At 62.5% G+C, this 22,819-nt stretch carries 21 protein-coding genes, 1 tRNA gene and 1 riboswitch; of the genes, 7 read left to right on the top strand and 15 right to left on the bottom strand.

Annotated elements, in window-relative coordinates:
* Nucleotide 1: 1 nt before the first annotated feature.
* The 6 genes from gltB to Q0D44_RS11070 form a co-directional block, all read right to left on the bottom strand.
* A complete protein-coding gene (gltB, locus tag Q0D44_RS11095) occupies nt 2-4,540 on the bottom strand; it encodes a glutamate synthase large subunit (RefSeq protein ID WP_294136568.1) in 4,539 nt (1,512 codons plus the stop codon).
* Between the two features lie 49 nt (nt 4,541-4,589).
* A complete protein-coding gene (locus tag Q0D44_RS11090) occupies nt 4,590-5,291 on the bottom strand; it encodes a hypothetical protein (RefSeq protein WP_294136566.1) in 702 nt (233 codons plus the stop codon).
* Nucleotides 5,288-6,736 (bottom strand): NAD(P)-dependent oxidoreductase, encoded by a 1,449-nt coding sequence (locus Q0D44_RS11085; protein WP_294136564.1) that lies wholly within the window; start codon nt 6,734-6,736, stop codon nt 5,288-5,290. The genes Q0D44_RS11090 and Q0D44_RS11085 overlap by 4 nt, the downstream gene beginning before the upstream one ends.
* A 165-nt stretch (nt 6,737-6,901) precedes the next feature.
* On the bottom strand, nt 6,902-7,711 hold the full coding sequence (locus Q0D44_RS11080; protein WP_294136562.1) for an undecaprenyl-diphosphate phosphatase: 810 nt from the start codon (nt 7,709-7,711) through the stop codon (nt 6,902-6,904).
* Nucleotides 7,712-7,757: 46 nt separating this feature from the next.
* The gene (locus Q0D44_RS11075) at nt 7,758-8,684 is read right to left on the bottom strand and encodes a complex I NDUFA9 subunit family protein (RefSeq protein ID WP_294136561.1); all 927 of its coding nucleotides are present in this window, start codon (nt 8,682-8,684) and stop codon (nt 7,758-7,760) included.
* 76 nt (nt 8,685-8,760) lie between these two features.
* Complete coding sequence (locus tag Q0D44_RS11070; RefSeq protein ID WP_294136559.1) at nt 8,761-9,339, bottom strand: TMEM165/GDT1 family protein; 579 nt, start codon at nt 9,337-9,339, stop codon at nt 8,761-8,763.
* Between the two features lie 46 nt (nt 9,340-9,385).
* Nucleotides 9,386-9,548: riboswitch (yybP-ykoY riboswitch) on the bottom strand.
* A gap of 33 nt (nt 9,549-9,581) precedes the next feature.
* Between Q0D44_RS11070 and Q0D44_RS11065 the strand changes: the two genes are divergently transcribed.
* Both Q0D44_RS11065 and Q0D44_RS11060 read left to right on the top strand, forming a co-directional pair.
* The gene (locus Q0D44_RS11065; RefSeq protein ID WP_294136557.1) at nt 9,582-9,998 is read left to right on the top strand and encodes a DUF1801 domain-containing protein; all 417 of its coding nucleotides are present in this window, start codon (nt 9,582-9,584) and stop codon (nt 9,996-9,998) included.
* The gene (locus Q0D44_RS11060) at nt 9,995-11,572 is read left to right on the top strand and encodes an amidase (protein WP_294136555.1); all 1,578 of its coding nucleotides are present in this window, start codon (nt 9,995-9,997) and stop codon (nt 11,570-11,572) included. Before Q0D44_RS11065 ends, Q0D44_RS11060 begins: the two co-directional genes overlap by 4 nt.
* Nucleotides 11,573-11,676: 104 nt before the next feature.
* Here the strand turns inward: Q0D44_RS11060 and Q0D44_RS11055 are convergent, their stop codons facing one another.
* The 4 genes from Q0D44_RS11055 to yajC are packed head-to-tail and all read right to left on the bottom strand — an operon-like array spanning nt 11,677 to nt 15,021.
* Nucleotides 11,677-12,018 carry an Mth938-like domain-containing protein gene (locus tag Q0D44_RS11055; protein ID WP_366009431.1) on the bottom strand — a complete coding sequence of 114 codons (342 nt, stop codon included), beginning with the start codon at nt 12,016-12,018 and terminating at the stop codon, nt 11,677-11,679.
* 56 nt (nt 12,019-12,074) lie between these two features.
* On the bottom strand, nt 12,075-13,058 hold the full coding sequence (gene secF, locus Q0D44_RS11050) for a protein translocase subunit SecF (protein WP_294136554.1): 984 nt from the start codon (nt 13,056-13,058) through the stop codon (nt 12,075-12,077).
* 21 nt (nt 13,059-13,079) lie between these two features.
* Nucleotides 13,080-14,678, bottom strand: a complete 1,599-nt coding sequence (secD, locus tag Q0D44_RS11045) for a protein translocase subunit SecD (protein ID WP_294136552.1) — start codon at nt 14,676-14,678, stop codon at nt 13,080-13,082.
* A 7-nt stretch (nt 14,679-14,685) separates the two neighbouring features.
* Complete coding sequence (yajC, locus tag Q0D44_RS11040; RefSeq protein WP_119743427.1) at nt 14,686-15,021, bottom strand: preprotein translocase subunit YajC; 336 nt, start codon at nt 15,019-15,021, stop codon at nt 14,686-14,688.
* Between the two features lie 200 nt (nt 15,022-15,221).
* Between yajC and Q0D44_RS11035 the strand changes: the two genes are divergently transcribed.
* Nucleotides 15,222-15,298 (top strand) — tRNA-Pro (locus Q0D44_RS11035).
* Nucleotides 15,299-15,544: 246 nt separating this feature from the next.
* Here Q0D44_RS11035 and Q0D44_RS11030 read toward each other — a convergent pair.
* From Q0D44_RS11030 to Q0D44_RS11020, 3 genes are all read right to left on the bottom strand, one after another.
* Nucleotides 15,545-16,027, bottom strand: coding sequence for a PilZ domain-containing protein (locus tag Q0D44_RS11030; protein ID WP_294136547.1), 483 nt, complete (start codon nt 16,025-16,027; stop codon nt 15,545-15,547).
* 117 nt (nt 16,028-16,144) lie between these two features.
* Nucleotides 16,145-17,272 carry a glycosyltransferase gene (locus Q0D44_RS11025; RefSeq protein WP_294136542.1) on the bottom strand — a complete coding sequence of 376 codons (1,128 nt, stop codon included), beginning with the start codon at nt 17,270-17,272 and terminating at the stop codon, nt 16,145-16,147.
* Between the two features lie 6 nt (nt 17,273-17,278).
* A complete protein-coding gene (locus tag Q0D44_RS11020; protein WP_294136539.1) occupies nt 17,279-18,064 on the bottom strand; it encodes a sulfite exporter TauE/SafE family protein in 786 nt (261 codons plus the stop codon).
* A 293-nt stretch (nt 18,065-18,357) separates the two neighbouring features.
* Here Q0D44_RS11020 and Q0D44_RS11015 point away from each other — a divergent pair, with 293 nt between their 5' ends.
* From Q0D44_RS11015 to Q0D44_RS11000, 4 genes are all read left to right on the top strand, one after another.
* Nucleotides 18,358-18,825, top strand: coding sequence for a hypothetical protein (locus tag Q0D44_RS11015; RefSeq protein ID WP_294136537.1), 468 nt, complete (start codon nt 18,358-18,360; stop codon nt 18,823-18,825).
* 112 nt (nt 18,826-18,937) lie between these two features.
* Nucleotides 18,938-19,204: a hypothetical protein gene (locus Q0D44_RS11010; RefSeq protein ID WP_294136535.1), complete on the top strand. Its 267-nt coding sequence runs from the start codon at nt 18,938-18,940 to the stop codon at nt 19,202-19,204.
* On the top strand, nt 19,204-20,472 hold the full coding sequence (locus Q0D44_RS11005; protein WP_294136533.1) for a hypothetical protein: 1,269 nt from the start codon (nt 19,204-19,206) through the stop codon (nt 20,470-20,472). Before Q0D44_RS11010 ends, Q0D44_RS11005 begins: the two co-directional genes overlap by 1 nt.
* Nucleotides 20,473-20,635: 163 nt before the next feature.
* Complete coding sequence (locus tag Q0D44_RS11000) at nt 20,636-20,824, top strand: hypothetical protein (RefSeq protein WP_294136531.1); 189 nt, start codon at nt 20,636-20,638, stop codon at nt 20,822-20,824.
* Nucleotides 20,825-20,827: 3 nt separating this feature from the next.
* Here Q0D44_RS11000 and Q0D44_RS10995 read toward each other — a convergent pair whose 3' ends face one another.
* Both Q0D44_RS10995 and Q0D44_RS10990 read right to left on the bottom strand, forming a co-directional pair.
* Entirely contained in the window at nt 20,828-21,139 is a 312-nt protein-coding gene (locus Q0D44_RS10995; RefSeq protein WP_294136528.1) for a hypothetical protein, read from the bottom strand.
* A 97-nt stretch (nt 21,140-21,236) separates the two neighbouring features.
* Nucleotides 21,237-22,700 (bottom strand): TolC family outer membrane protein, encoded by a 1,464-nt coding sequence (locus Q0D44_RS10990; protein WP_294136774.1) that lies wholly within the window; start codon nt 22,698-22,700, stop codon nt 21,237-21,239.
* Between the last annotated feature and the right edge of the window lie 119 nt (nt 22,701-22,819).

Here is a 22,819-nt window from a genome sequence, read left to right as displayed (position 1 = left end):
CCTATTCGGCGGCGACGACCTCCGCCTGCGCATCGCTGAGCGGATGGGCGAGGCGGTTGATCATCTCCTTGGGGCATACCTGCCAGATATAACGCCGCCAGCGGTCCCAATCTTCCAATATGGTGCCGGACCATTTGCTGTCGGTTGCCTTGGCGTGCTGTGCGATCAGATCCTTGACCTGGGCCTCCCAATATTCGCTTTCCAGCCGCTGCCAGATGATCCCTTCGGGATTGGCGCGCGACGGGAAGCTGCCATCCTCATCCAGAATGAAGGCCATGCCGCCGGTCATGCCCGCGCCGAAATTGGCGCCGGTCTTGCCCAGGATCACCGCCGTACCGCCGGTCATATATTCGCAGCCATTGGCGCCGCAGCCCTCGACCACCACCTGCGCGCCCGAATTGCGGACCGCAAAGCGTTCGCCCGCCTGCCCTGCCGCGAACAGCTTGCCGCTGGTCGCGCCGTAGAGGACGGTGTTGCCGATGATCGTATTGTCCTTGGACGACAGCGGCGAGGAGACGGTCGTGCGCACGGTGATGATGCCGCCCGACAGGCCCTTGCCGACATAGTCGTTCGCGTCGCCGAAAATTTCGAGCGTAATCCCCTTGCACAGGAACGCGCCCAGCGACTGTCCCGCAGACCCGCGCAACCGCACCGTCAGATGCCCGTCGGCGAGCGTCGACATGCCGAACCTGTCAGTCACCGCCGACGACAGCCGCGTGCCAACCGCGCGGTGTGTATTACGCACCGTATAGGTCAGCTGCATCTTTTCGCCCCGCTCGAACACCGCCTTGGCGTCGCGCATCATCTGCGCGTCCAAGCTGTCGGGCACGTCGTTGCGCCATTGCTTCAGGCTGAAGCGGCGCTGGTCGTCGGGCGCATCCACCTTGGCCAGGATCGGGTTGAGATCGAGATCGTCCAGATGCTCGGCACCACGATTGACCTGCTTGAGCAGTTCCGTCCGCCCGATCACCTCGTCCAGGCTGCGGAAGCCCAGCCGTGCCAGCACTTCGCGCACTTCCTCGGCAATGAAGGTCATCAGGTTGATGACCTTTTCCGGCGTGCCGGTGAACTTGGCGCGCAACTTCTCATCCTGCACGCACACGCCTACGGGGCAGGTGTTGCTGTGGCATTGGCGCACCATGATGCAGCCCATGGCGACCAGCGACAATGTGCCGATGCCATATTCTTCCGCGCCCAATATCGCCGCGATCACAATGTCGCGCCCGGTTTTCAGGCCGCCGTCGGTGCGCAGCTTCACCCGATGCCGCAGACCGTTGAGGGTCAGCACCTGATTGGCTTCCGACAGGCCCATTTCCCATGGCGTCCCGGCATATTTGATGCTGGTCTGCGGGCTGGCCCCGGTGCCGCCGACATGGCCCGCGATCAGGATGACGTCGGCATGGGCCTTCGCCACGCCCGCCGCGACCGTGCCGATCCCGGCCTGGCTCACCAGCTTGACGCAGACGCGCGCGCGCGGGTTGATCTGCTTGCAGTCGTAGATGAGCTGCGCCAGATCCTCGATCGAATAGATGTCATGATGGGGCGGCGGTGAGATCAGCGTCACACCGGGTGTCGAATGTCGCAGCTTGGCGATGAATTCGGTCACCTTGAAGCCGGGCAGCTGCCCACCCTCGCCGGGCTTCGCGCCCTGGGCCACCTTGATCTCTATCTCCTCGGCCGATGCCAGATATTCGGCATGGACGCCAAAGCGGCCCGACGCGATCTGCTTGATCACGCTGTTGGCATTGTCGCCATTTTCATAGGGCTTGAAGCGCGCGGCATCCTCGCCACCCTCGCCCGACACTGCCTTCGCGCCGATCCGGTTCATCGCGATCGCCAGCGTTTCATGGGCTTCGGGGCTGAGCGCGCCCAGCGACATGCCGGGCGTCACGAAGCGCTTGCGGATTTCGGTGGTCGCTTCGACCTCGTCGATCGGCACGGCTTCGCGGGCGAAGTTGAATTCCATCAGGTCGCGCAGATAGACGGGCGGCAGGTCGCGGACGCCACGCGAAAATTGCAGATAGGTGGAATAGCTGTCGGTCGCCACCGCGGTCTGCAACAGATGCATCAGCTGCGCGGAATAGGCGTGCGCCTCCCCCCCGTTGCGCTGGCGATAGAAGCCGCCGATCGGCAGCCGCACGACCGATGTGTCATAGGCCTGCTGGTGGCGCAGCATCGCGCTGTAATGCAACGAGGCATAGCCCTCGCCCGAAATCTTCGCGGGCATACCGGGGAACAGATCATTGACCAGCGCGCGCGACAGGCCGACCGCCTCGAAATTATAGCCGCCGCGATAGCTGCTGATCACCGCAATGCCCATTTTGGACATGATCTTGAGCAGGCCTTCGTTGATCGCGACGCGATAACGCTCGAAACAGGCCTCTAGATCGAGCGAGCCGAACAGGCCGCGCGCATGGCGGTCGGCGATGCTGGCTTCGGCCAGATAGGCGTTCACGGTGGTTGCGCCCACGCCGATCAGCACCGCGAAATAATGGGTGTCGAGCGCTTCAGCACAGCGGACGTTGATCGATGCATAGGAACGCAGCCCCTTGCGCACCAGATGCGTATGCACCGCAGCGGCAGCCAGCACGCCCGCAATCGCGGCGCGTGTTTCGCCAACGCCCTCGTCGGTCAGGAAGATTTCCGTCCGCCCCTCGCGCACCGCCTGTTCGGCTTCCTCGCGAATGCGGGCGATCGCCGCGCGCAGCTGTTCCTGCCCGCCGGTCGCAGGGAAGGTGCAGTCGATTTCTGCCACCGCCGGGCCGAAATGCGCCTTCAACCGCGCCCATTCGGCGCTGGTCAGCACCGGCGAATCCAGCACCAGCACATGGCTGTTCTGCGCGTCCTGCTCCAGGATATTGTGCAGGTTGGAAAAGCGCGTTTTCAGGCTCATCACATGCCGTTCGCGCAACGGATCGATCGGCGGGTTGGTGACCTGGCTGAAATTCTGACGGAAGAAATGGCTGATCGTGCGCGGCTTGTCGGAAATGACCGCCAGCGGCGTGTCGTCACCCATCGATCCGATCGCTTCCTTGGCGTCCTCGACCATCGGTGCCAGGATCAGTTCCAGATCCTCCAGCGTCAGATTGGCCGCGACCTGTCGCCTGGTCAGTTCCGCCTTATCCCAGTCTGGCAGCGCGGTCGGCGCATCGGTCAGGTCGCCGATCGCCATGAAATCCTTGATCAGTTCGCCATAGGGACGCTCGGCAGCGATCCTGTCCTTGATCGCGGCGTCGTCATAGAGTTCGCCTTCCTGAAGGTCGATCGCGATCATCTGGCCCGGACCCATGCGGCCCTTGCGCACGATGGTGGTTTCGGGAACCACGACCATGCCGGTTTCGGACCCGACGATCAGCAGATTGTCGCCGGTCAGCGTGTAGCGCAGCGGGCGTAGCGCGTTGCGATCGACCCCAGCCACGACCCAGCGCCCGTCGGTCATCGCCAGTGCGGCGGGGCCATCCCACGGCTCCATGACGGAGGCGAGATAGTCGTACATGTCGCGATGCGCTTTGGGCAGTTCGCCGCTGTCGGCCTGCCACGCTTCGGGGACCAGCATCAGCTTGGCAGTCGGCGCATCGCGGCCCGACCGGCAGATCGCCTCGAACACCGCATCCAGCGCGGCGGTGTCGGACGCGCCCGCCGGGATCACCGGCTTGATATCCTCCGACTGCTCGCCGAATGCGAGGCTCGCCATCTTGATCTCGTGGCTCTTCATCCAGTTCTTGTTGCCGCGGATCGTGTTGATCTCGCCATTATGGGCGAGCGTGCGGAACGGCTGGGCCAGCCACCATTGCGGGAAAGTGTTGGTCGAATAACGCTGGTGGAAGATCGCCACCCGGCTCTCGAACCGCTCATCCTGCAAATCGGGATAGAATACCGACAGCGATTCGGCCAGGAACAGCCCCTTGTAGATGATCGACCGGCACGACAGGCTACAGATGTAGAAATCATTGATCTGCGCCGCGATCACCTGCTTCTCGATCCGACGGCGGATGAGATAGAGGTCCTTCTCAAATTCGGCCTGATCGCGCACCTCGGGCATCGGCCCGGCGATCATGATCTGCTCGATTTCGGGGCGCGTGCGCTGCGCCTTTTCACCGATGACCGACACATCGACCGGCACCTGCCGCCAGCCATAGATGGTATAGCCCGCGTCGATGATCTCGCTCTCGACGATGGTGCGGCAGGTTTCCTGCGCATTCAGATCGGTGCGCGGCAGGAAGATCATGCCGACGGCGAGGCGATTGGGCAGCGGCTTGTGGCCGGAGTCCGCGATCGCATCGTCAAAGAAGCGCACCGGCAGGTCAACATGGATACCCGCGCCGTCGCCGGTCTTGCCATCGGCATCCACCGCGCCACGGTGCCATACGGCTTTCAGCGCATCGATCGCGGAGGCGACCACGCGGCGCGACGGGCGGCCATCGGTCGCGGCGACCAGGCCCACGCCACAGGCGTCGCCTTCCATATCCGGGTGATACATGCCGACTTCGGCAATGCGGGCGCGTTCTTCTTCGGTGGCCATATAGTCGTTCATTGTCATGTTCCAACGATATAGGCGGCACTCTGCCGCATTGGTGCAGATGTAGTGGTTAAATAACCGGGCCGGCAGGATCGGTAATCACGGCCGTTCCTGTATTTGTTTTCAATGTCTTGAGCATGGCAAGAAGCAATGCGTCGATCTCGCCCGTTACATCATCGTCGCGCTCAGGAATGGAAGACAACGCTCTGTCCAATGCTCGGTCTGCACCGCTCTTCTCAAAGGCGACCAAGGCAGCGACATCGGCGCTGTCGGTCAGCGATCGCGCCTCATCATCGCTCATCTCGGCCATCTCGTCGCCGTCAGACAGCATCATCTCGCTTACAACCCGATCGATAATACGCTTGCCAGTTGACGTTTTAAAAGCACGCAGGGACGCATCGACTTGTGCCTGCGTCATATTAGCTAAAAAGGCAGCGGAGAATTGAGGGACCAGGGACTGAACCGTAGCCTCTACGCGCTGTTGTGCTCGGACGGTCGCAGCCCTTAAAAAACCCGCACGGGCTGGGCTTCCGCTTGGTAAAAGCTTGGCGGCGACAACGTCGCTTTCCAATATGGTATCGAGCTGACCCTCAACATATTGGTAAATGGACAGCGCGGCCATGCGCACCACCAATTGCTCGGCAAGTTGTGTCGCCGCACTTTTCGCTGAGCCGGGTGCGACCGATGGCTGCTCCGCTGCCCTGACAGACAATGGGTCAACCATGCCTGCCGCGCCAACGGCCAACATATACATCAGCAGAGCGCGCATCACGCCACCAGCACCTTCTCGCCCACCTTCGACTTCGCCTTCAAATAGCGATGCATATGCTCGGTCACATCGCGGCCGTCGCGGATCGCCCACACCACCAGCGAGGCACCGCGCACGATGTCGCCCGCTGCGAACACGCCGTCCACACTGGTCATCATCGTCTTGTGATCGACGCGCAGCGTGCCCCAGCGGGTGACCGACAGGTCGTCCGCGCCGAACAATTTGGGCAATTCTTCGGGGTCGTATCCCAGCGCCTTGATGACGAGGTCCGCCTCCAGCGTATGTTCGCTGCCCGGATCGGGTTCGGGGGCGCGGCGGCCCGATGCGTCGGGCGCGCCCAGCCGCATTTTGGTGACCTTGACGCCGGTGACATGCTCGGTGCCTTCAAAGGCGATCGGCGCGGTCAGCCAGACGAACTCAACGCCTTCTTCCTCGGCATTGGCCACTTCGCGCTGCGATCCGGGCATATTTTCCCGGTCGCGGCGGTAGAGGCATTTGACCGACTTGGCACCCTGACGGATCGCGGTACGGACGCAGTCCATCGCCGTGTCGCCGCCACCGATGACGACAACATTCTTGCCCGTCGCCAGCAGCGTGCCGTCGCCATGTTCGGGTACGTCGTCGCCAAAACCGGCCTTGTTGGAGGCGGTCAGATAATCCAGCGCCTTGACCACGCCCGGCGCGCCGACACCCGGCGCGCGGATGTCGCGGGGTTTGTACACGCCAGTGGCGATCAGGATCGCGTCATGCTTGTCACGCAGCGCTTCGAGCGTCGCATCGCGGCCGACCTCGAAATTCTCATGAAAGACGATGCCGCCATCCTTCAGCCGCTGGACGCGGCGCATGACAATGTCCTTCTCCAGCTTGAAGCCGGGGATGCCATAGGTCAGCAGCCCGCCGGCGCGATCATGCCGGTCATAGACATGCACATCATGCCCCGCCGCGCGCAGATATTCGGCCGTGGTGAGGCCCGCAGGTCCTGCGCCGATCACGCCAATCGACTGGCCGGTCGGCTTGCCCGGAACCAGCGGTTCGACCCAGCCTTCCTTCCAGGCAGTGTCGGTGATGAATTTTTCGACGCTGCCGATCGTCACGGCGCCATGGCCGGAAAATTCGATGACGCAATTGCCCTCGCACAGCCGATCCTGCGGGCAGATGCGGCCGCAGATTTCGGGCATGGTGCTGGTCAGGTTCGACAGCTCATAGGCTTCGCGCAGGCGGCCTTCGGCGGTCAGGCGCAGCCAGTCGGGAATATGGTTGTGAAGCGGACAGTGAGTTGAACAATAAGGCACGCCACATTGCGAACAGCGCGACGCCTGTTCTTCCGCTTTGTCGAGGATGAAGCTGCGGCTGATTTCCAGAAAATCGTCGGCGCGGGCATCGGCATCGCGCTTGTCGGGATAGGCTTGTCCCTTGCCTACGAATTTCAGCATTGGATTGTCGGCCATGTCTCGCCCCTGACTCAAGTTGCAAGGGCGCGCATAGCATAAAGACCCACGGAGTCACGCGGATTCTGCATTATAGGTAAGTATAGCTGACTAATTATCGACCTATATAAGACCTATTTGCGAAACAATCGCAAAAACTTACCCTATAAATAGACCGTTTCGGCCCTATCTCGTCCCCAACCACACTAAGGCCGCGATTCCGGCAACGATTCGATACCAGGCGAAGGGCGCGAATCCATGTTTCGACACCAGCCCGACGAACCAGCGGATCACCAGCAGCGCGACGAAGAACGACACGACAAAGCCCAGCGCGATACTATCCCAACCGACCGCCGCGCTGGTGATCTGATCACCCTTCTTGATCAGTTCCAGCGCCGTCGCCCCCAGCATGGTGGGGATGGCGAGGAAGAAGCTGAACTCGGCCGCCGTGCGCCGCTCCACGCCCAGCATCAGCGCGCCCATGATCGTCGCGCCCGACCGGCTAACACCGGGGATCATGGAGACACATTGGACAAGGCCGATGCCCAGCACCCGCACGGCGGGAATATCGGCGATGCCGTGGAACCGCTGTTCCTTGACCGCCCGTTCGATCAACAGGATTGCGACGCCGCCGACGATCAAGGCCCAGGCGACGACCTGCGGCGCGCCCAGCAAAATCTCGATATAGTCGTGGAGCGCAAGGCCGATAATGGCGGAAGGGATGAAGGCGATCAGAAGATTGCGCAGGAACCGCCAGCTTACCGGCTCGCGCCGCAACAGCCCCATGCCGACCGCCCAGAAGGTGCGCCAGTAAAGAACGACAACCGCCAGGATCGCGCCCAGCTGGATGACGACATTGAACATCGCCCAGGTTGACGCATCATAGCCCAGCAATTCGCTGGCGAGAATGAGATGTCCGGTCGAGGAAACCGGCAGAAATTCGGTCAGCCCTTCGACAATACCCAGCAGGATGACGGTCAGATAATGCAGGTCCATGCGCCTCTTTCCTAATTCCTCCCCTGCAAGGGGAGGATCATTATAGTCAGGCGCTCACCCGACCGGCAAAGCGGCCATGTTTGCGGTAGCGGACCATCCATTTGTCGGCGACCCCGGCCATCGGCGTGGCGACGACGCCCAGCGCATCCAGTCCCTTGGCCCCCGGTGCCACGACATTGTCACGCCCCAGCATCGCCAGCTGATCGCTGGTGATCGGCCCGCCCGGCAGCATCGCCAACAGTTTCGCCGCGGTGTGCGGCACATCGACCAGCGGCTTGTTGCGGCCAGTCGCCGTGGCGATCCACTGGTTGATATCCTTCATGCTCTGCACCTGCGGCCCGCCCAGTTCATAGGTCTGGCCGCCATGGACGCCCGGCTGCTCGGCGGCGTTGGCGATCGCCTGTGCCACATCGGCGACATAGACCGGCTGGAATTTCGTTGCCCCACCAATGACCGGCACCACCGGCAGCATGGCGATGATCTGGGCAAAGCGGTTGAGGAACTGGTCCTCCGCGCCGAAGATGATCGACGGGCGGATGATGGTGGCGGTGGGGAAGGCCGCCTTGACCGCCGCTTCACCCGCAGCTTTCGATCGGCCATAGGCTGATGGACTGTCGGCATCCGCGCCGATCGCCGACATATGTACCAGCGCGCCCACGCCAGCATCCGCAGCCGCCTTGGCGACATTGGCCGCGCCGCGATGGTGGAAGGCGTCGAAATCACCCTTCAAAATGCCGACCAGATTGATAACGACATCGCTGCCCGACACTGCCCGCGCGACGCTGGCGGGGTTGCGGATGTCGGCGGCGATGAATTGCACCTGGCCAAGCCCGCCCAGCGGCTTGACCCGCAGCGCGGTGGACGGATCACGCTGCGCGATCCGCACCCGCGCGCCGCGCGCCAGCAGCGCCTGCGCCACCTGACGACCGACAAAGCCGCCGCCGCCGAATATCGTAACCAGATAGTCTTTCATCACCTGACCCACGTTCGTCTGAGAGGGAATATGCTGCCCATTCCCTTGCCCCAGCCACGTCGCGCTGACAACCAATTTACCCGATCCAGCCCGCCAGATCGACGATCATCCACAGCCCCAGCAGCAGGAACAGCAAGGCCGCGCCGACCTGCAACGCGCGCATTGGGACTTTTTTCGCCAGCGCCTCGCCAAACAGCACGGCGGGCACATTGGCGAGCATCATGCCCAGCGTCGTTCCCATCGTCACCGCGACCAGATTGTCGAACCGTGCGCCCAGCGCGATCGTCGCCACCTGCGTCTTGTCGCCCATTTCGACCAGGAAGAAGGCGACCAATGTGGTCACGAACACACCCGCCTTCGACGGCGCTTTCAACGGCGCATCCTCGTCAATCTTGTCGGGCACCAATGTCCAGGCGGCCATGGCGATGAAGCTGAAGGCCACGGCATAGCGGAACCAGTCCTGCGTCAGCACGCCCGCGATCGAATGGCCCAGCAGGGCGGCGAGGAAATGATTGGCGATCGTCGCGACCAATATGCCAAGGATGATCGGCACAGGTTTGCGAAAGCGCGTCGCCAGCAGCATCGCCAGCAATTGCGTCTTGTCCCCCATTTCGGCAAGGGCAACGAGCGCAGCGGAGGTGAACAGGGCTTCCATCAGATAATGTCCGGGGCCGGGCGGAAGTGATAGACGCAATGCCACCGTCGCTCCCCGCCCGGCCGGACAGACAAGCGCCGATGCCATTGGTCTCGCCAGAAGCAGATTGTTCTGCGTCCCCCATGCCATGGCCTCTCGGCCAAATATGTTGACATAAGGCCCGTTCCTTTTGCGTTGGAACGGCTGGCTACTCCCCAGATGACGCGCTAGCCTCTACGCGTTGAACGTGGGGATGACAAGCCATGGGTAAGGACAGCAACAAGACGATCGAGACAAATAGCGACGTAGCGGTGTTCCTCGCCGCGGTCGAACCGCCCGAACGGCGCGAGGATGGGGAAAAGCTCGTTGCGCTGATGCAGGCGGTGTCGGGGCAGCCGCCAAGGCTGTGGGGCTCCTCGATCATCGGCTTTGGCAGCTATCATTATCGCTATGATAGCGGCCGTGAAGGCGACGCCTCCCGTATCGCCTTTTCCCCGCGCAAGGCGGAATTGGTCCTTTATCTGTCGGGCATATCGGATGAGGATTGCGTGCCGCTGGGCAAGCACAAGCGCGGCAAGGGCTGTCTCTATATCAAGCGTCTGTCGGGTATCGATATGGCGGTGCTGGAAGCGCTGATCGTTCAAAGCTGGAACCATATGGAAAGCGCCTATCCCGCATGATCCGTTCCCTTTGCCTCCTTGCCGCCTTGCTCTGGACCATGCCGGTGGCCGCGCAGGCGATCGAGGATGCGACGATTACGTCATTGTCCGCCGATCTCGCCGCCGGGCGAACCAGCAGCGAAGCAACAGTGCGCGCGCTGCTCAAGCGCATCGCAGCGATGGATCGGAAGGGGCCGAGGCTCAACAGCATCATCGCCATCAATCCCGGTGCGATCGCGCAGGCACGGGCGCTGGACACGGAGCGGCGCGCGGGGCGCATCCGCGGTCCGCTGCATGGCGTGCCGATCCTGCTCAAGGATAATATCGAGGCGGCCGGGATGCCGACCACGGCGGGATCGCTGGCGCTGGCGCGCAATGCGCCGGGACGCGATTCGCCGGTCGCCGCTGCCTTGAAGGCAAAGGGCGCGATCATCCTGGGCAAGACCAACCTTAGCGAATGGGCCAATTTCCGCTCCGAACGCTCGATGAGCGGCTGGAGCGCGATGGGCGGCCTCACTCGCAATCCCTACGCGCTGGATCGCACCACCTGCGGATCGTCCAGCGGATCGGGCGCAGCGGTTGCCGCCGGTTTCGCGCCCGGTGCGATCGGCAGCGAAACCAACGGGTCGATCATCTGCCCGGCATCAATGATGGGGCTGGTCGGGCTGAAACCGACCATCGGCCTGATCCCGCGCACCCATATCGTGCCGATCAGCCACAGCCAGGACACAGCCGGGCCAATGACCCGCACTGTGCGCGATGCCGCCATCCTGCTGTCCGCGCTGATCGCCAGCGATCCGGCCGATCCGGCGACGGCAGATGCCATGGCCCATGCGCGCGATTATGCCGCTGCGCTCGACCCGTCTGCCATCGCCAAAATGCGGATCGGCGTCCTGCGCAGCGGGGCGCAGCCGGATTTGCTGGCCCGTTACGATGCAGCGCTGGCTATGCTAAAGGGGCTGGGCGCGACATTGGTGGAAGTGAAGAAGCCCCCGATGGAGGGCATGTCGGCGGCGAGTTACGATGTGCTGCAATATGAGTTTAAGGCGGACCTCAACGCCTATCTCGCCTTGACCCTGCCGGATCAGGTGCAAAGCCGGACGCTGGCCGACCTGATCGCTTTCAACGCGGCGCACCCGGCACAGGAAATGCCGCTGTTCGGGCAGGAGATTTTCACCCTGTCGCAAGCCAGAAAGGGACTGGACGATCCGGCCTACACAGCCGCGCGCGAAAAGTCGCTGCGGCTGGCGGGGGCGCAAGGGATCGACGCCATGTTGGCCGCCGACCGGCTCGATCTGCTGGTGACGATCAGTTACGGCCCGGCCTGGCCATCCGACACGGTGTGGGGCGATCAATATGAGGGGCCGAGCGGTTCGACCGGCCCGGCGGCGATTGCGGGCTATCCGCACCTGACCGTGCCGATGGGGCTGGTGCGCGGGCTGCCGGTGGGTTTGAGCTTTATTGGCGCGCCCTATCAGGAGCAGCGATTGCTCGACGCAGGCTATGCCTATGAGCAAGCGGCGGGCCTGAAGCTGAAGCCCGATTTCAGGCCGAGCGTCGATACCGGCCCGGAGCTGGAAGGGGCTATCCGCTAAAGCGAGAGTGTCTTATTTTGATCCGTTCGTTTCGAGCGAAGTCGAGAAACGTGGCGCGCAGGTTTCTCGACTTCGCTCGAAACGAACGAACATGGGGTTTCACCTCACAACGGCAGCAGCGCGGCGACGATCCACCGTTCTTCCGCGCGCAGCACGCCCCAGGCGCGGGCTGCGGCGCGGCTGTCCATCGCCTCTACGCCGATCCCCAGCGCCTCGACCGCGCGGACGAAGGCGCGAGGTGGCTGGCGCAAGCCCGCGCCGGTGCCGAGCAGCAGAAATTCGGGCCGCGGGTCGCCGTCGAACAGATCGCCCAACGCGCCGAGCGTCAGCGCGTCGATCGCCGGGGCATCGTCCCACGCCATCGCGCGGATCGGGCTGAGCAACAGTCCGGTCGGAAACACATCATCCCGCACCCGGAAACCGCGCCCCTGGAAGCCGGTGACGATCGGACCCTGGCCGCTATCGTCGCGGCGCAGTTCGATGCCGATGCGCTTGTCCCCGGTCAGGGCTGCGCTCCGTCGCGCGGGCCGACCCGTTCGGCCTGCGCAGCGATGTTGGTCTTGCTCGCCTTCTTCTCCGACGACATCGGGGTCAGCCCCAGCGAGATCAGCAGCGAGGAGGAGACATAGACCGACGAGTAGGTCCCCACGATAATGCCCAGCATCATCGCCGCAGTGAAGCCACGCAGCACATGGCCGCCAAACAGCAGCAATGCGCCCAGCGCCAGCATGATCGTCACCGACGTCATCACCGTGCGCGGCAGGGTTTCGTTGACCGACAGGTCGATCAGCGCCTTCATGTCCATCTTGCGATATTTGCGCATATTTTCGCGGATGCGGTCGTCGATCACCATCTTGTCGTTGATCGAATAGCCCACGATCGTCAGCACGGCCGCAACGATGTTGAGGTCGAACTCCAGCTGGGTCACCGCAAAAAAGCCCAGCGTCATCAGCACGTCATGGACGATCGCGACGAAGGTGGAGACGCCGAACTGCCATTCGTAGCGGAACCAGCTGAACACCGCGATGCCCAGGATCGCCAGCACGACGGCCAGCACACCATTCTGGATCAGCTCGCCCGACACCTTGCCCGACACCGTGTCGTAGCGGGAGAAGGTGACGCCGGGGAATTGCGCGGTCATCGCGTTGCGGGTCTTTTCCACCACAGCATTGGCCGCGCCTGCGCCGCCCTGTTCGGGCAAGGGCAGGCGGATCTGCACCGTCTTGGGATCGCCAAATTGCTGGAGCGAGCTTTCGCCCACGCCTAGCGTGCCGATGGTCGCGCGGACCTTGTCGGTTTCCACATTCTGCGGAAATTTCGCCTCGATCATCAGGCCGCCGACAAAATCGACGCCCATGTTGAGGCCTTTATAAGCCGTCGCGCCAACCGCCAGCACCGTCAACAACGCGGTGAGCGCGAACGCCCATTTCCGCATCGCGACGAAGCCGATATTGGTATTGTCGGGGACGAGTTTCAGAAGTTTCATGGGTGTGTCCTCCCGCCCCTCTTAAATGGTGATGTCCGTCGGCCGGGTGCGGCGCACCCAGTTGGCGACGACCATGCGGGTGAAGGTGACGGCGGTAAACACGCTGGTCGCAATGCCGATCAGCAGCACGATGGCAAAGCCCTTGACCGGGCCGGAGCCGAGCGCGAGCATGATGCCGCCGGCGATAGCGTGTGTCACGTTCGCCTCGAAAATCGTGCGGCTCGCTTCCTTATAGCCATGTTCGATCGACTGGACGACATTGCGTCCGCGTCGCCGTTCCTCGCGAATGCGCTCGTAGATCAGCACGTTGGCGTCCACCGCCGTGCCGATGGTCAGCACGAAGCCGGCGATACCGGGCAGCGTCAGGGTCGCTCCCAACATGCCCATCACGCCCAATATGACCGCGACGTTGATGGCGACCGCCAGATTGGCATACATGCCGAAGCGACCGTAGCTCACGAACATGAAAATCGCGACCGCGACCACTGCGATGATCGACGCGATCAGGCCCGCGCGGATCGAATCGGCGCCCAGCCCCGGACCGACCGTGCGTTCCTCCACCACCGTCAGCGCGACCGGCAGCTTGCCCGATCGCAGCGCGATCGCCAGCTGGTTGGCGCTTTCGACGGTGAAATTGCCACTGATCTGTGCGCTGCCGCCCAGGATCGGTTCGTTGATGTTGGGGGCCGAGAGCACCTTGCCGTCCAGGATGATGGCGAAGGGGCGGTTGACATTCTGCGACGTCACCTGCCCAAATTTGCGCCCGCCAGAGCCATTGAAGCGAATGTTGACGATCGCCTGGTTGCTCTGGTCATAACCCTGCGTCGCGTCGGTCAGATCCTCGCCCGACACCATCACCTGCCGCTTGACCGCGATCAGCGGCACGCCCGATGGATTGTCGGGATAGGGTAGCACTTCGCTGCCCACCGGCGCGCGGCCCTGCGCCACTTCGGCGGGGTTGGCGGTGAAATCGACCAGCTTGAATTCCAGCTTCGCGGTCTGGCCCAGCAGGTCCTTCAGCGCCTTGGGGTCCTGCAGGCCCGGCACCTGCACGACGATGCGATTGTCGCCCTGCTGCTGGATCGTGGGTTCGCGCGTGCCCATTTCGTCGATGCGCTTGCGGATGACTTCGGTCGCGACTTCCATAGCGCTCTTGACCGCATTGTTGATGCCCGCGCTGGTCGGCGTGATGACGATGGTGGAGCTGTTGACCACCTCGACATTGAAATCGCGCTGACCGGTCAGCGCCGCGCCCTGCGTCAGCTGGCGGATGCGCTCGACCGCGGCGTCCACTTGGGACGGCTCGCGCACCATGAAGCTCAGCTTCCCGTCGCGGCTGGAGATGTCGCCGATCGCGATGCGGGGATCAGCCCGGCGCAATTCGGTGCGAACCTGCTCCTCCATGTTGGTCAGCCGCTGCTTGGCGACATCTTGCGTGCTGGCTTCCAGCAGCAAATGGCTCCCGCCCGACAGGTCGAGGCCCAGATTCACGCGGGTCTGCATGAATCCCGGCAGCCGGTTGACGACCGAATCCGGCAGGAAGCTGGGGACGGCGCACAGCACGCCGATCGCCAGTGGCAGGATGATCGCAAAGATCGTCCAGCGCGAAAAATTCAGCATCGTTGGCTCAGTCGTTCGCGGGCTTGGCAGTGGTCGGGTCGAGCACGTCGGTCAGGGTCGATTTGACCGCCTTCACCTTCATGCCCGGCGCGATTTCGACTTCGGCGTAAATTTCGTCCACGCGCATGACCTTGCCCAGCAGGCCGCCACCGGTGATGACCTGATCGCCCTTCTTCACCGCGTCGATCTTGGCCTTATGTGCCTTCATGCGCTTTTGCTGCGGACGGATCAGCAGGAAATAGAATACCACGAAGATCAGGACCAGCGGGGCCATCTGCACCAATATGCCGCTGCCGGATGCTGGCCCGCCCGCAGTCTGGGCAAAGGCTGTCGATATGAACATGGGTGGGACTTTCCTGAAGCAGGTCGCGCCTTGGTTTCTGTCGGCCGCAGGACGCATACAACGCCCACGGATCAAGCCGCGGCGGCTACCACAGATGCAGGCGGGGAGGCAATATGATTAGGGAAATGCCCGCCCCGGCAAAAGCCCGCATCGAATCCCTTGCAACTTCCGCAATGTGCCTCTATTGGCCGCCCTCCGGTCGGGACGTAGCGCAGCCTGGTAGCGCATCACACTGGGGGTGTGGGGGTCGGAGGTTCGAATCCTCTCGTCCCGACCAAGATTTTCGGAAAGAGCGACCGTCCGGTGGACGGACGCCCGGAAAATCGCCCAAGCGTAAGCGTTGGAGCCGACCGACCAGCAGCTTTACGGAGATTAGCTGAGCCGTTCCTTCGTCACAAGAACGTGCCGTCCAACGGCGCTGAATGGTTCGATACTGCGGTCAATATGAGCGTCGCCACGGCGACAGGCTTTCTCCAGCGCCGCTCAATGCGCCCCCCAATGCCGGGACTGAGCAGCCTCGATCCTAAATGAGGGAAATGGCCGCAACGACCAGCAGCCAGATGGTCAGTGCCGCGCCAGCGACAATCGCCAGTTTTTGGGGCGGACTTAACCCTGCGGCTTCCGCGGACAATTCCAAATCGTCCTTTTCCGCGATCTTCGCAGGACTGGCCTGATATTGGAAGTTTTCCTGGATGACGGAGCAGTCGAAGCGGAGAATCGTGTCGAGTTCTGCGGGATTGAGCGGCTGAACGAAGATACAGCCGGCGGTCGCTCCTTCCACGCGCACGACCTGCACCGCCCGGATCCCCACCCCCGGCACGCCGATGGTCATCGCCTGATCGGGCAGGACTTCGAAAGGCAATTGCAGTCGAAAACCGGTGAGCGAGATATCCTCGATCTGGACGTCGAACGGCCTGTCGTCGTCATCGCGCAGGGTCGAGGCACGATCCAGCTGCATTCGCTGCGCGCCGCGATTATCGCTGTACAGGGTCGCTCGAACTGACATTGGCGGGCTCCATAGCCGGGGACCGCAATTTGGACGCATTGGCCTAAGAATTCGTAAAAGGTCGATGGAGAATCAGGCGCTGGATGATCGGCGGCGAACGCTCCCACCTATGTCAAACTATCCCTTTGTTTGTTTTCCAGGCCGGGACTGCAAATGTTCGAACAGCGCCATATAATTATCGACCGCGCGATCCAGGGTGAAATCGGATGCCCGCTCGGTGGCCAATACACTATCGAGCGGCGTATCGAGCGCAGCGCATATCGCCTTGGCCAAGGCGTCGCTGTCATCGACGGGGACGAGGCGTCCGAACTTGCCCTCCTCGAGGACTTCCAGCGGACCGCTGGGGCAATCGGTCGCAACGATATTGGCACCGCAGGCAAGCGCTTCGATCAATACAGTCGGCAACCCTTCCCAACGCGACGACAATATGAAGGCGTCCGCAGCGCGCATCATCGCGAAAGGATTGCGGCTAAACCCCGCCAGATCGACGTGATCGCCCAGGTTCAGAGCGATAATCTGCGCCTCCAATTGCGAGCGCAGCGGACCTTCGCCCAGAATGACCAGCCGCACCGGGCGATCGTCCAGCACTTTGCGCACGGCGCTGATCAGGACGTCAAAACCCTTTTGATGGTGCAGACGCCCGCAGCCCAACAGAACGGGTATGCCTGCCCCGTCGGCCAACCAGCGATGTTCGGGGGCTTCGGCGGACAGCGCCACCAACCCGTCGGTGACGACCGGGTTATGGATCACCTGATGATTGTGCGCACGCCCGCGCGTGAAGGCCAGGACAGCAGCCTCGACACCCTGCGACACGCTGACGATCCGCGAAATGCCGGGATAGACGAACCGCGCCAGGCGATAGGCCGCCTTGACCGATCGGTTGGTCAGCAGCGCGTAATTCTGCCCCATCTGATTATGTTCGACAGCCACATGCGGGATACCGGCCCGCGCGAGCCGATTGGCCAGCGCGGCCGCGACATTGACATGGGTAAGATGGCTGACGAGAATATCCGGCCGCGCCGAACGAAGCCAGCGGGCGAGCGGACGAATGCTTGAAATCGAACGGCGATTGCCAAGATCGACCAGTTCAATGGCGGGATCGAGATCGTCGAGATAAGGGCCTTCCAGCCGCGCGAGAATCAGCGTGACCCGCTCGCCTCGCGCCACCAGCCCGTTCATCAGCAGAACGGCCACACGCTCCGCGCCGCCGCCTGCCAGGTCCTGAAGAAATGTCGCGACGTGCATCAACGATCAACCCACCAGCAGCTTTATGCCGACCAGCATCAACACCAGCGCAAGCGCCGGTCGCACCAGGCGGTCGGGCAGTTTGGACGACAGCAGCGATCCCGCGATGATACCCGGTATCGATCCAACCAGAAGCGAACCCAACAAGGCGAAATCGACATTGCCGATCCACAGATGGCCCAGCCCGGCGACGGCGGTCAGCGGCACGGCGTGGATGATATCGGTGCCCACCAGGCGCGCCGCTTTCATGCGCATGGGATAGAGCGCGATCAGCATGGTTGCACCCAGTGCGCCCGCACCCACCGATGTCAGCGTGACGAGTACGCCAAGGATGAAGCCGGCCAGCACCGTCAATGGCCATTGCATACGCCGAAAGCGCTGCGCGCGATCATGCTCCAGATCGCGCGCAAAATCGTGGATGCGCCGGCGCGAAAGCGTGGCGAGCGCCGTCATGATCAGCAACACGCCCAACGCCGAAAGAATGAGGTCGCTCTGGAACGAACTGCGGGGCAGCTTGGACAATAAGGCGATGGTCAGTACGGACGCCGGCAGGCTACCCATCAACAACCGACGCACCACGCTCCAGTCCGGCTTGCCGAAATGATGATGGACGGCACCACCGACGGTTTTGGTAATCGCGGCGAACCACAGGTCGGTCCCGACGGCAGTCGCCGGCACAACGCCCACCAGCAGGATGAGGATGGGTGCCATCAGCGACCCGCCACCCACGCCGGTTATCCCAACGAGCAAGCCCACGAGCAGGCCGGCAAGGCTGTGTACCCAGTCGATCATCAATCCGCGTCCCCCTTGCCCGCTCAGTGGCGGACGACTGGTCGGACATGCACGATTGGCCTGTGCTTGGGAAGGCGCAACTTGGCACTGACACGCTCGTAAATGACGCTCTCCTCGCTTCGAGCGCCGTTCAATTTGGCCAATAGCCTGTCGATACATGACTATGGCGCGGCGTATCGACACCCTGCCCGCTAATTCGTGGTTTTCAGCCGATTAACCCTAACGGATGATTCGGGCTTAAGAGAGTCGAGCCTATGCCGTTTTCCGCACCACAAGGCGACTAAGGCAACGGCATGTTCCCCAATCCAAAATCCCTTATCCTGGCCATGCGCTGCGCGCTTGGGCTGATGGCATTGGTCCTGCTGGTCGCGGGGATCATGTTGGCGACGGATCGGGTTCACCTGTCGTCCTCCACCATGTCTTGGCTGTCGCTCAGCATGGTTGCGGTCCTTTTCCCCACGCTGCTCGTCGCATTTCCCCGCTCGCGTCGGTCCGATCTGCTTGCGGCGATGCTGATCCTGGTCATCGTCGCCGGTGGCGCGCGGATCGCGACTGGGGATATCGCGGGACTGGGCGATATGTCCGCGATGATGATCCTGATCGTCGCGCTCTATCTGTCGTCGGGCATCGACACATTGCGTCAACGCGCACGCCGCTTCCCCGACGAATTGTTCGAAGTCATTGCCATTGAAGAACAACGCACACGTCGGCGCGGGGACACAGTGCGGCGACCGGTCCCGACCGCTCCAGCCTGGAAATAAAAGCCTCTTTGAACCAAATAGGAGATATTTGGTCAAGACTTCGATCCTATTTGCTGTCCTACAGGCTATCGTTCGGTATATGTGAGTCGCCTCTCTACGCAGGAGGCGCAAGATGACCGATCCCTATACCAGCTTCATCGACAATCCGATTGCATCGGCGCGCGCGCCCTATGCCGTCATTCCCCATGACAGCAACGCATTGCCGGTCGTGCCAAAGGCGCTGTATATCGGCACCGGTGGCACGGTCGTGCTGCGGGGCGTCGATGGGACCGCGGACGTCAGCTTCCTCCATGTCGCCGACGGGCAGGTCCTGGATGTCCGCGCCCGTTACGTCCGCGCCACGGGCACGACGGCCGCCAACATCGTGGCACTTGCCTGATGGGGCGGCTGGGATATGGCTTTGGCCATGGCGCGCGCGGTTCGGTGACCGCGCGCGAGGCAGCACTGTGGCGCCTTGGCTCCATCCGCGCCGGAGAAAGCGCCTATGGCATCGGCAATGTATCGACGTCGAATTCGGCGCGAACCAGCGGGCGCATAAAGGATATGCTGTCCAGCGCACATATGACCGCCCTGCGCTACGCCGACGCCGCGTTCATCATCGGGTCCGACCAGTCCGAAACCGCAGTCAGCACGCAATCGATTCAACGGGCGCTGGAAATCGGCTCGGCGGTCGGACGTATAACCTGGTCCGGCAGCGATATCGGCGCGATTCCCGGCGGTGGGCTGCTATGGTCGGACGATGTCGTCCCCGGCGCGCTTGGCCTGTCCGAATTCCAGCCCGGTGCCACGGTCTGGCACCGATCAATGAAGGATAATCTGGTCGGGGACACCCGCGCCAACTTTCCCATGACCGGGCCTGGTACGCCTGCAGGTGAAGATCAAAGGGGTACGACAACCAGCATCGACCGGTTGATGCAGACCGGTGCGCTTCCCGCCGATGGTGGAGCAAGAGCGCAAATCGATGGTGCGCCGGGCGTGCTGATCGGCCTTGCCACTGATCATGGCCCCACCGTGCTGGTGGGCGGCGACAGTCGCTTTTACGGCGTGTCGGGCAATGCTGGCCCCGGCACCGGCACGGCGGGTGGGCCGGCGCGCATGGCGCTGGAACAGGCGGGCATTCCGCATGTGATGCAGGCACGGTCCGGGTCCAAGATTCAGGACTTTGTCGCAGACAACTTCGCCAGGCCGGTCCTGCGGATCGGGATCATCGCCTATGTCAGCGACATATTGTGCAACTGGTCGGTCAACGACATGAGCAGCGGACGCACCGCGAGCCAGATATTGGCGGACATCGCGGCCTTTGTCGTGAAGGCGAAGGCGATCAATCCTCAGGTGCGGATATGGTGGACGACGATGGCACCGTCGACCAACGGATCCAATGTTCCGGCCGGGCTCTATGCCAACGGCGCAACCGATGGTCGTCACGCGTTCAACGGCGAAATCAGGACCAACTTTGCCGCCTATGGGCTGTCGGGCCATGTCGATATTGCAGCGGCCGTAGAAGATCCGACGCAGACCGATCGCTGGGCCGACTATACCAATGACAGCTCGGACGGGCTGCACTCGCGCCAGACGGGGCAGGTCAAGGAAGCCGCAGTGATCAAGACATGGGCTGATGCGCTGGCCGCGCCCTTGACTGCCGACTGACCTCCATATCGACGGCAAAATGGCGGCGATGGCTGTCTCCATTTTGCCGTTCAAGGCCTGCTGCGCCCGGCAAACGATAAATCGCGACTTTACCACGCCCTGACGAAATCTATCTAGCATTCTAAATCTCTATTGTTTAAGTAGAGATTAAAGGAGTTGAGTCATGTTCATGGAATCGATCGTCGAAGCGGATGCTGTTCCAGTCCCCTATCGCGATGCGCCGCGTCCGCAAACCCGGCGGCTCAAGCCATGGAAATTAGCCCGCAACTATGCGATTTTCACCGCGATCATGACGACGATCGTAGCGTTCTGGGCGGCCTGCATTGCGGGGCTGATGCTCCTGCTGCCGTGATGGCTAGAGACGAAGCAAACTGTCGATCTGCGCCTCGCGGCGCAATTTTTCGCACTCTGCTCGCCACTGCGTTGCCTCTGCACGCAGGCGTTCGAAATTATCCAACGGAATCCAGTGACGCGATTCGCTGAGCGAACCATTCGCACGGGTCATGACGCTGTCGGCAAGCCGTTCCATCATATGCGCCAGCTTTGCGAAATCGCCGACGCGCAGGCTCACCTGCGCCCCGTCACTCACCCCGTCGATCGCCGCGCGCATCTTTCCCGCTTCCGCCCGAACGAGGGCGGCGATTTGCCCGGCTGATGTTGCTTCCATCCCTGCCTCCTGTCGTTACAGCATCATCTGCGAACAAGAATGATAGCCAAAGAGGGTTAATCGCTCGTAACCATGGCGCGCCTCGCCTGCCAAACGGTCAGAAGCCGGAAAAGCCTGGGATCAGGATGGTACCCGGCTGCTGCGACGGCGTGTTGGCCGTGCTGGTGCTGATCGGTTTGGACCGGGGGGCGTAGTCGAAATCGAGGAACTTGCCCTTGATGCGGGCATAATTATCCTTGGGATCATAATAGGCCCGGTCGATGCCCAGATCGCGCGCTTCGGCCCGGCCCATATTCGCCAGAAGCGTGAAGGCGGACACATAGGCGTCGCGGCGCGCGCTGACTAGCTGGACGCGCGTGTTGAGCGCCTCCTGCTCTGCATTGAGGATGTCGAGGATCGTGCGCGAACCGGCGGAATTTTCGACCTTCACACCGTCCAGCGCCAGCTCGGCCGACTTGACGGCTTCTTCGGCAGACGCAATCGTTTCGAGCGCCGCGCGCCAAAGGGCGTAGGAGGCGCGGGTCTGTGCGATCACGCCGCGTTCGGTGGCAGTCGCCTGCTCGATCGCGCTCGATTCGCGTGCGGCCGCCTGGCGCTGCTGCGCGCCGGGACGCCCGCCCTGATATAATGGAATGGAGATGGTGGCGCCTGCCGACGCCGCCTTGTCGTTGCGGACGTCTATTATCCCCCCCTGATTGACCACGGTGGACCCCAGATAGTCGGTTTTCGACCCGTTAACAAAGGCGCTGACCCGCGGCATGATCTGGCCATTGGCGGATTTGACGTCGTACCGCGTCGCGTCGCGAGCCTTGTTGGCGGCAAGCAAGGTAGGATTGTTCGCCAGCGCCAGCGCTACGGCCGCTTCTGCGCTCTCCGGCAAGCCGGGTAGCGGCGGCGGTACTTCAAGATCCTGCGGCGGCTTGCCGACAAGAGCGATATAATTTTCCTTCGACGCGATAAGCTGCGCCTGGGCGCTTTGCAGGCTGGAGCGCGCCAGCGCCAGGCGCGAACGGGACTGGGCCACGTCGGTCCGGGTGAGATCGCCCACTTCGAACCGTTCCACGCCAGCGCTCAGATTGACATCCAGGGCGCGGACATTCTGCCGGTTCAGTTCGACGATTGCGCTATCGCGCAGCACGTTCATATAGGTCGCAACGATGCTCTGGAAGAGATTAGCCTCGACGCTGCGCAGCGAAAACTGGCCGGATTCGACCCGTAATTTGGCCGCGTTGACGGCATTGCGAACGGTGCCGCCGCTGTAGAGAGGCAACACCACCTGCGCGTTCATGCTCAACGCTTCGCGCGGAGAAATCTGGGGAAACTGACGATAGATATTGTTCGAATAGCTGATGCTGCTGTCAGCAAAGGGCAGGCCGCTGGACCGCTGGATAGTGACATTTTCGTCGATGGCGCGCTGGTCGGCGCGGGCCGCCGTGATCGAAGGATTGTCGGTATAGGCCAGAGCCAGTGCTTCCATCAGCGTTTCGGCTGACGCCGGTGTTCCGACCATGGTGCCGGCGATTATCGCTGCCAGCGGGAAAAAGTTGCTTCGCCGTCCCATCATTGCCTTGCCCCAATTTCCACCCCCGGCAGTCACGCCGCTTGCGCACCGTCCTGGCAGAATAAGGTTAATGGTTCGCAAAGCCTGTTTGCTTCCGCCCACGCAGCCGGACGCGATCG

The organism is Sphingobium sp. (assembly GCA_023266575.1).
Classification (GTDB): domain Bacteria; phylum Pseudomonadota; class Alphaproteobacteria; order Sphingomonadales; family Sphingomonadaceae; genus Sphingobium.
This window is presented reverse-complemented; position numbering and strand designations above follow the sequence as displayed.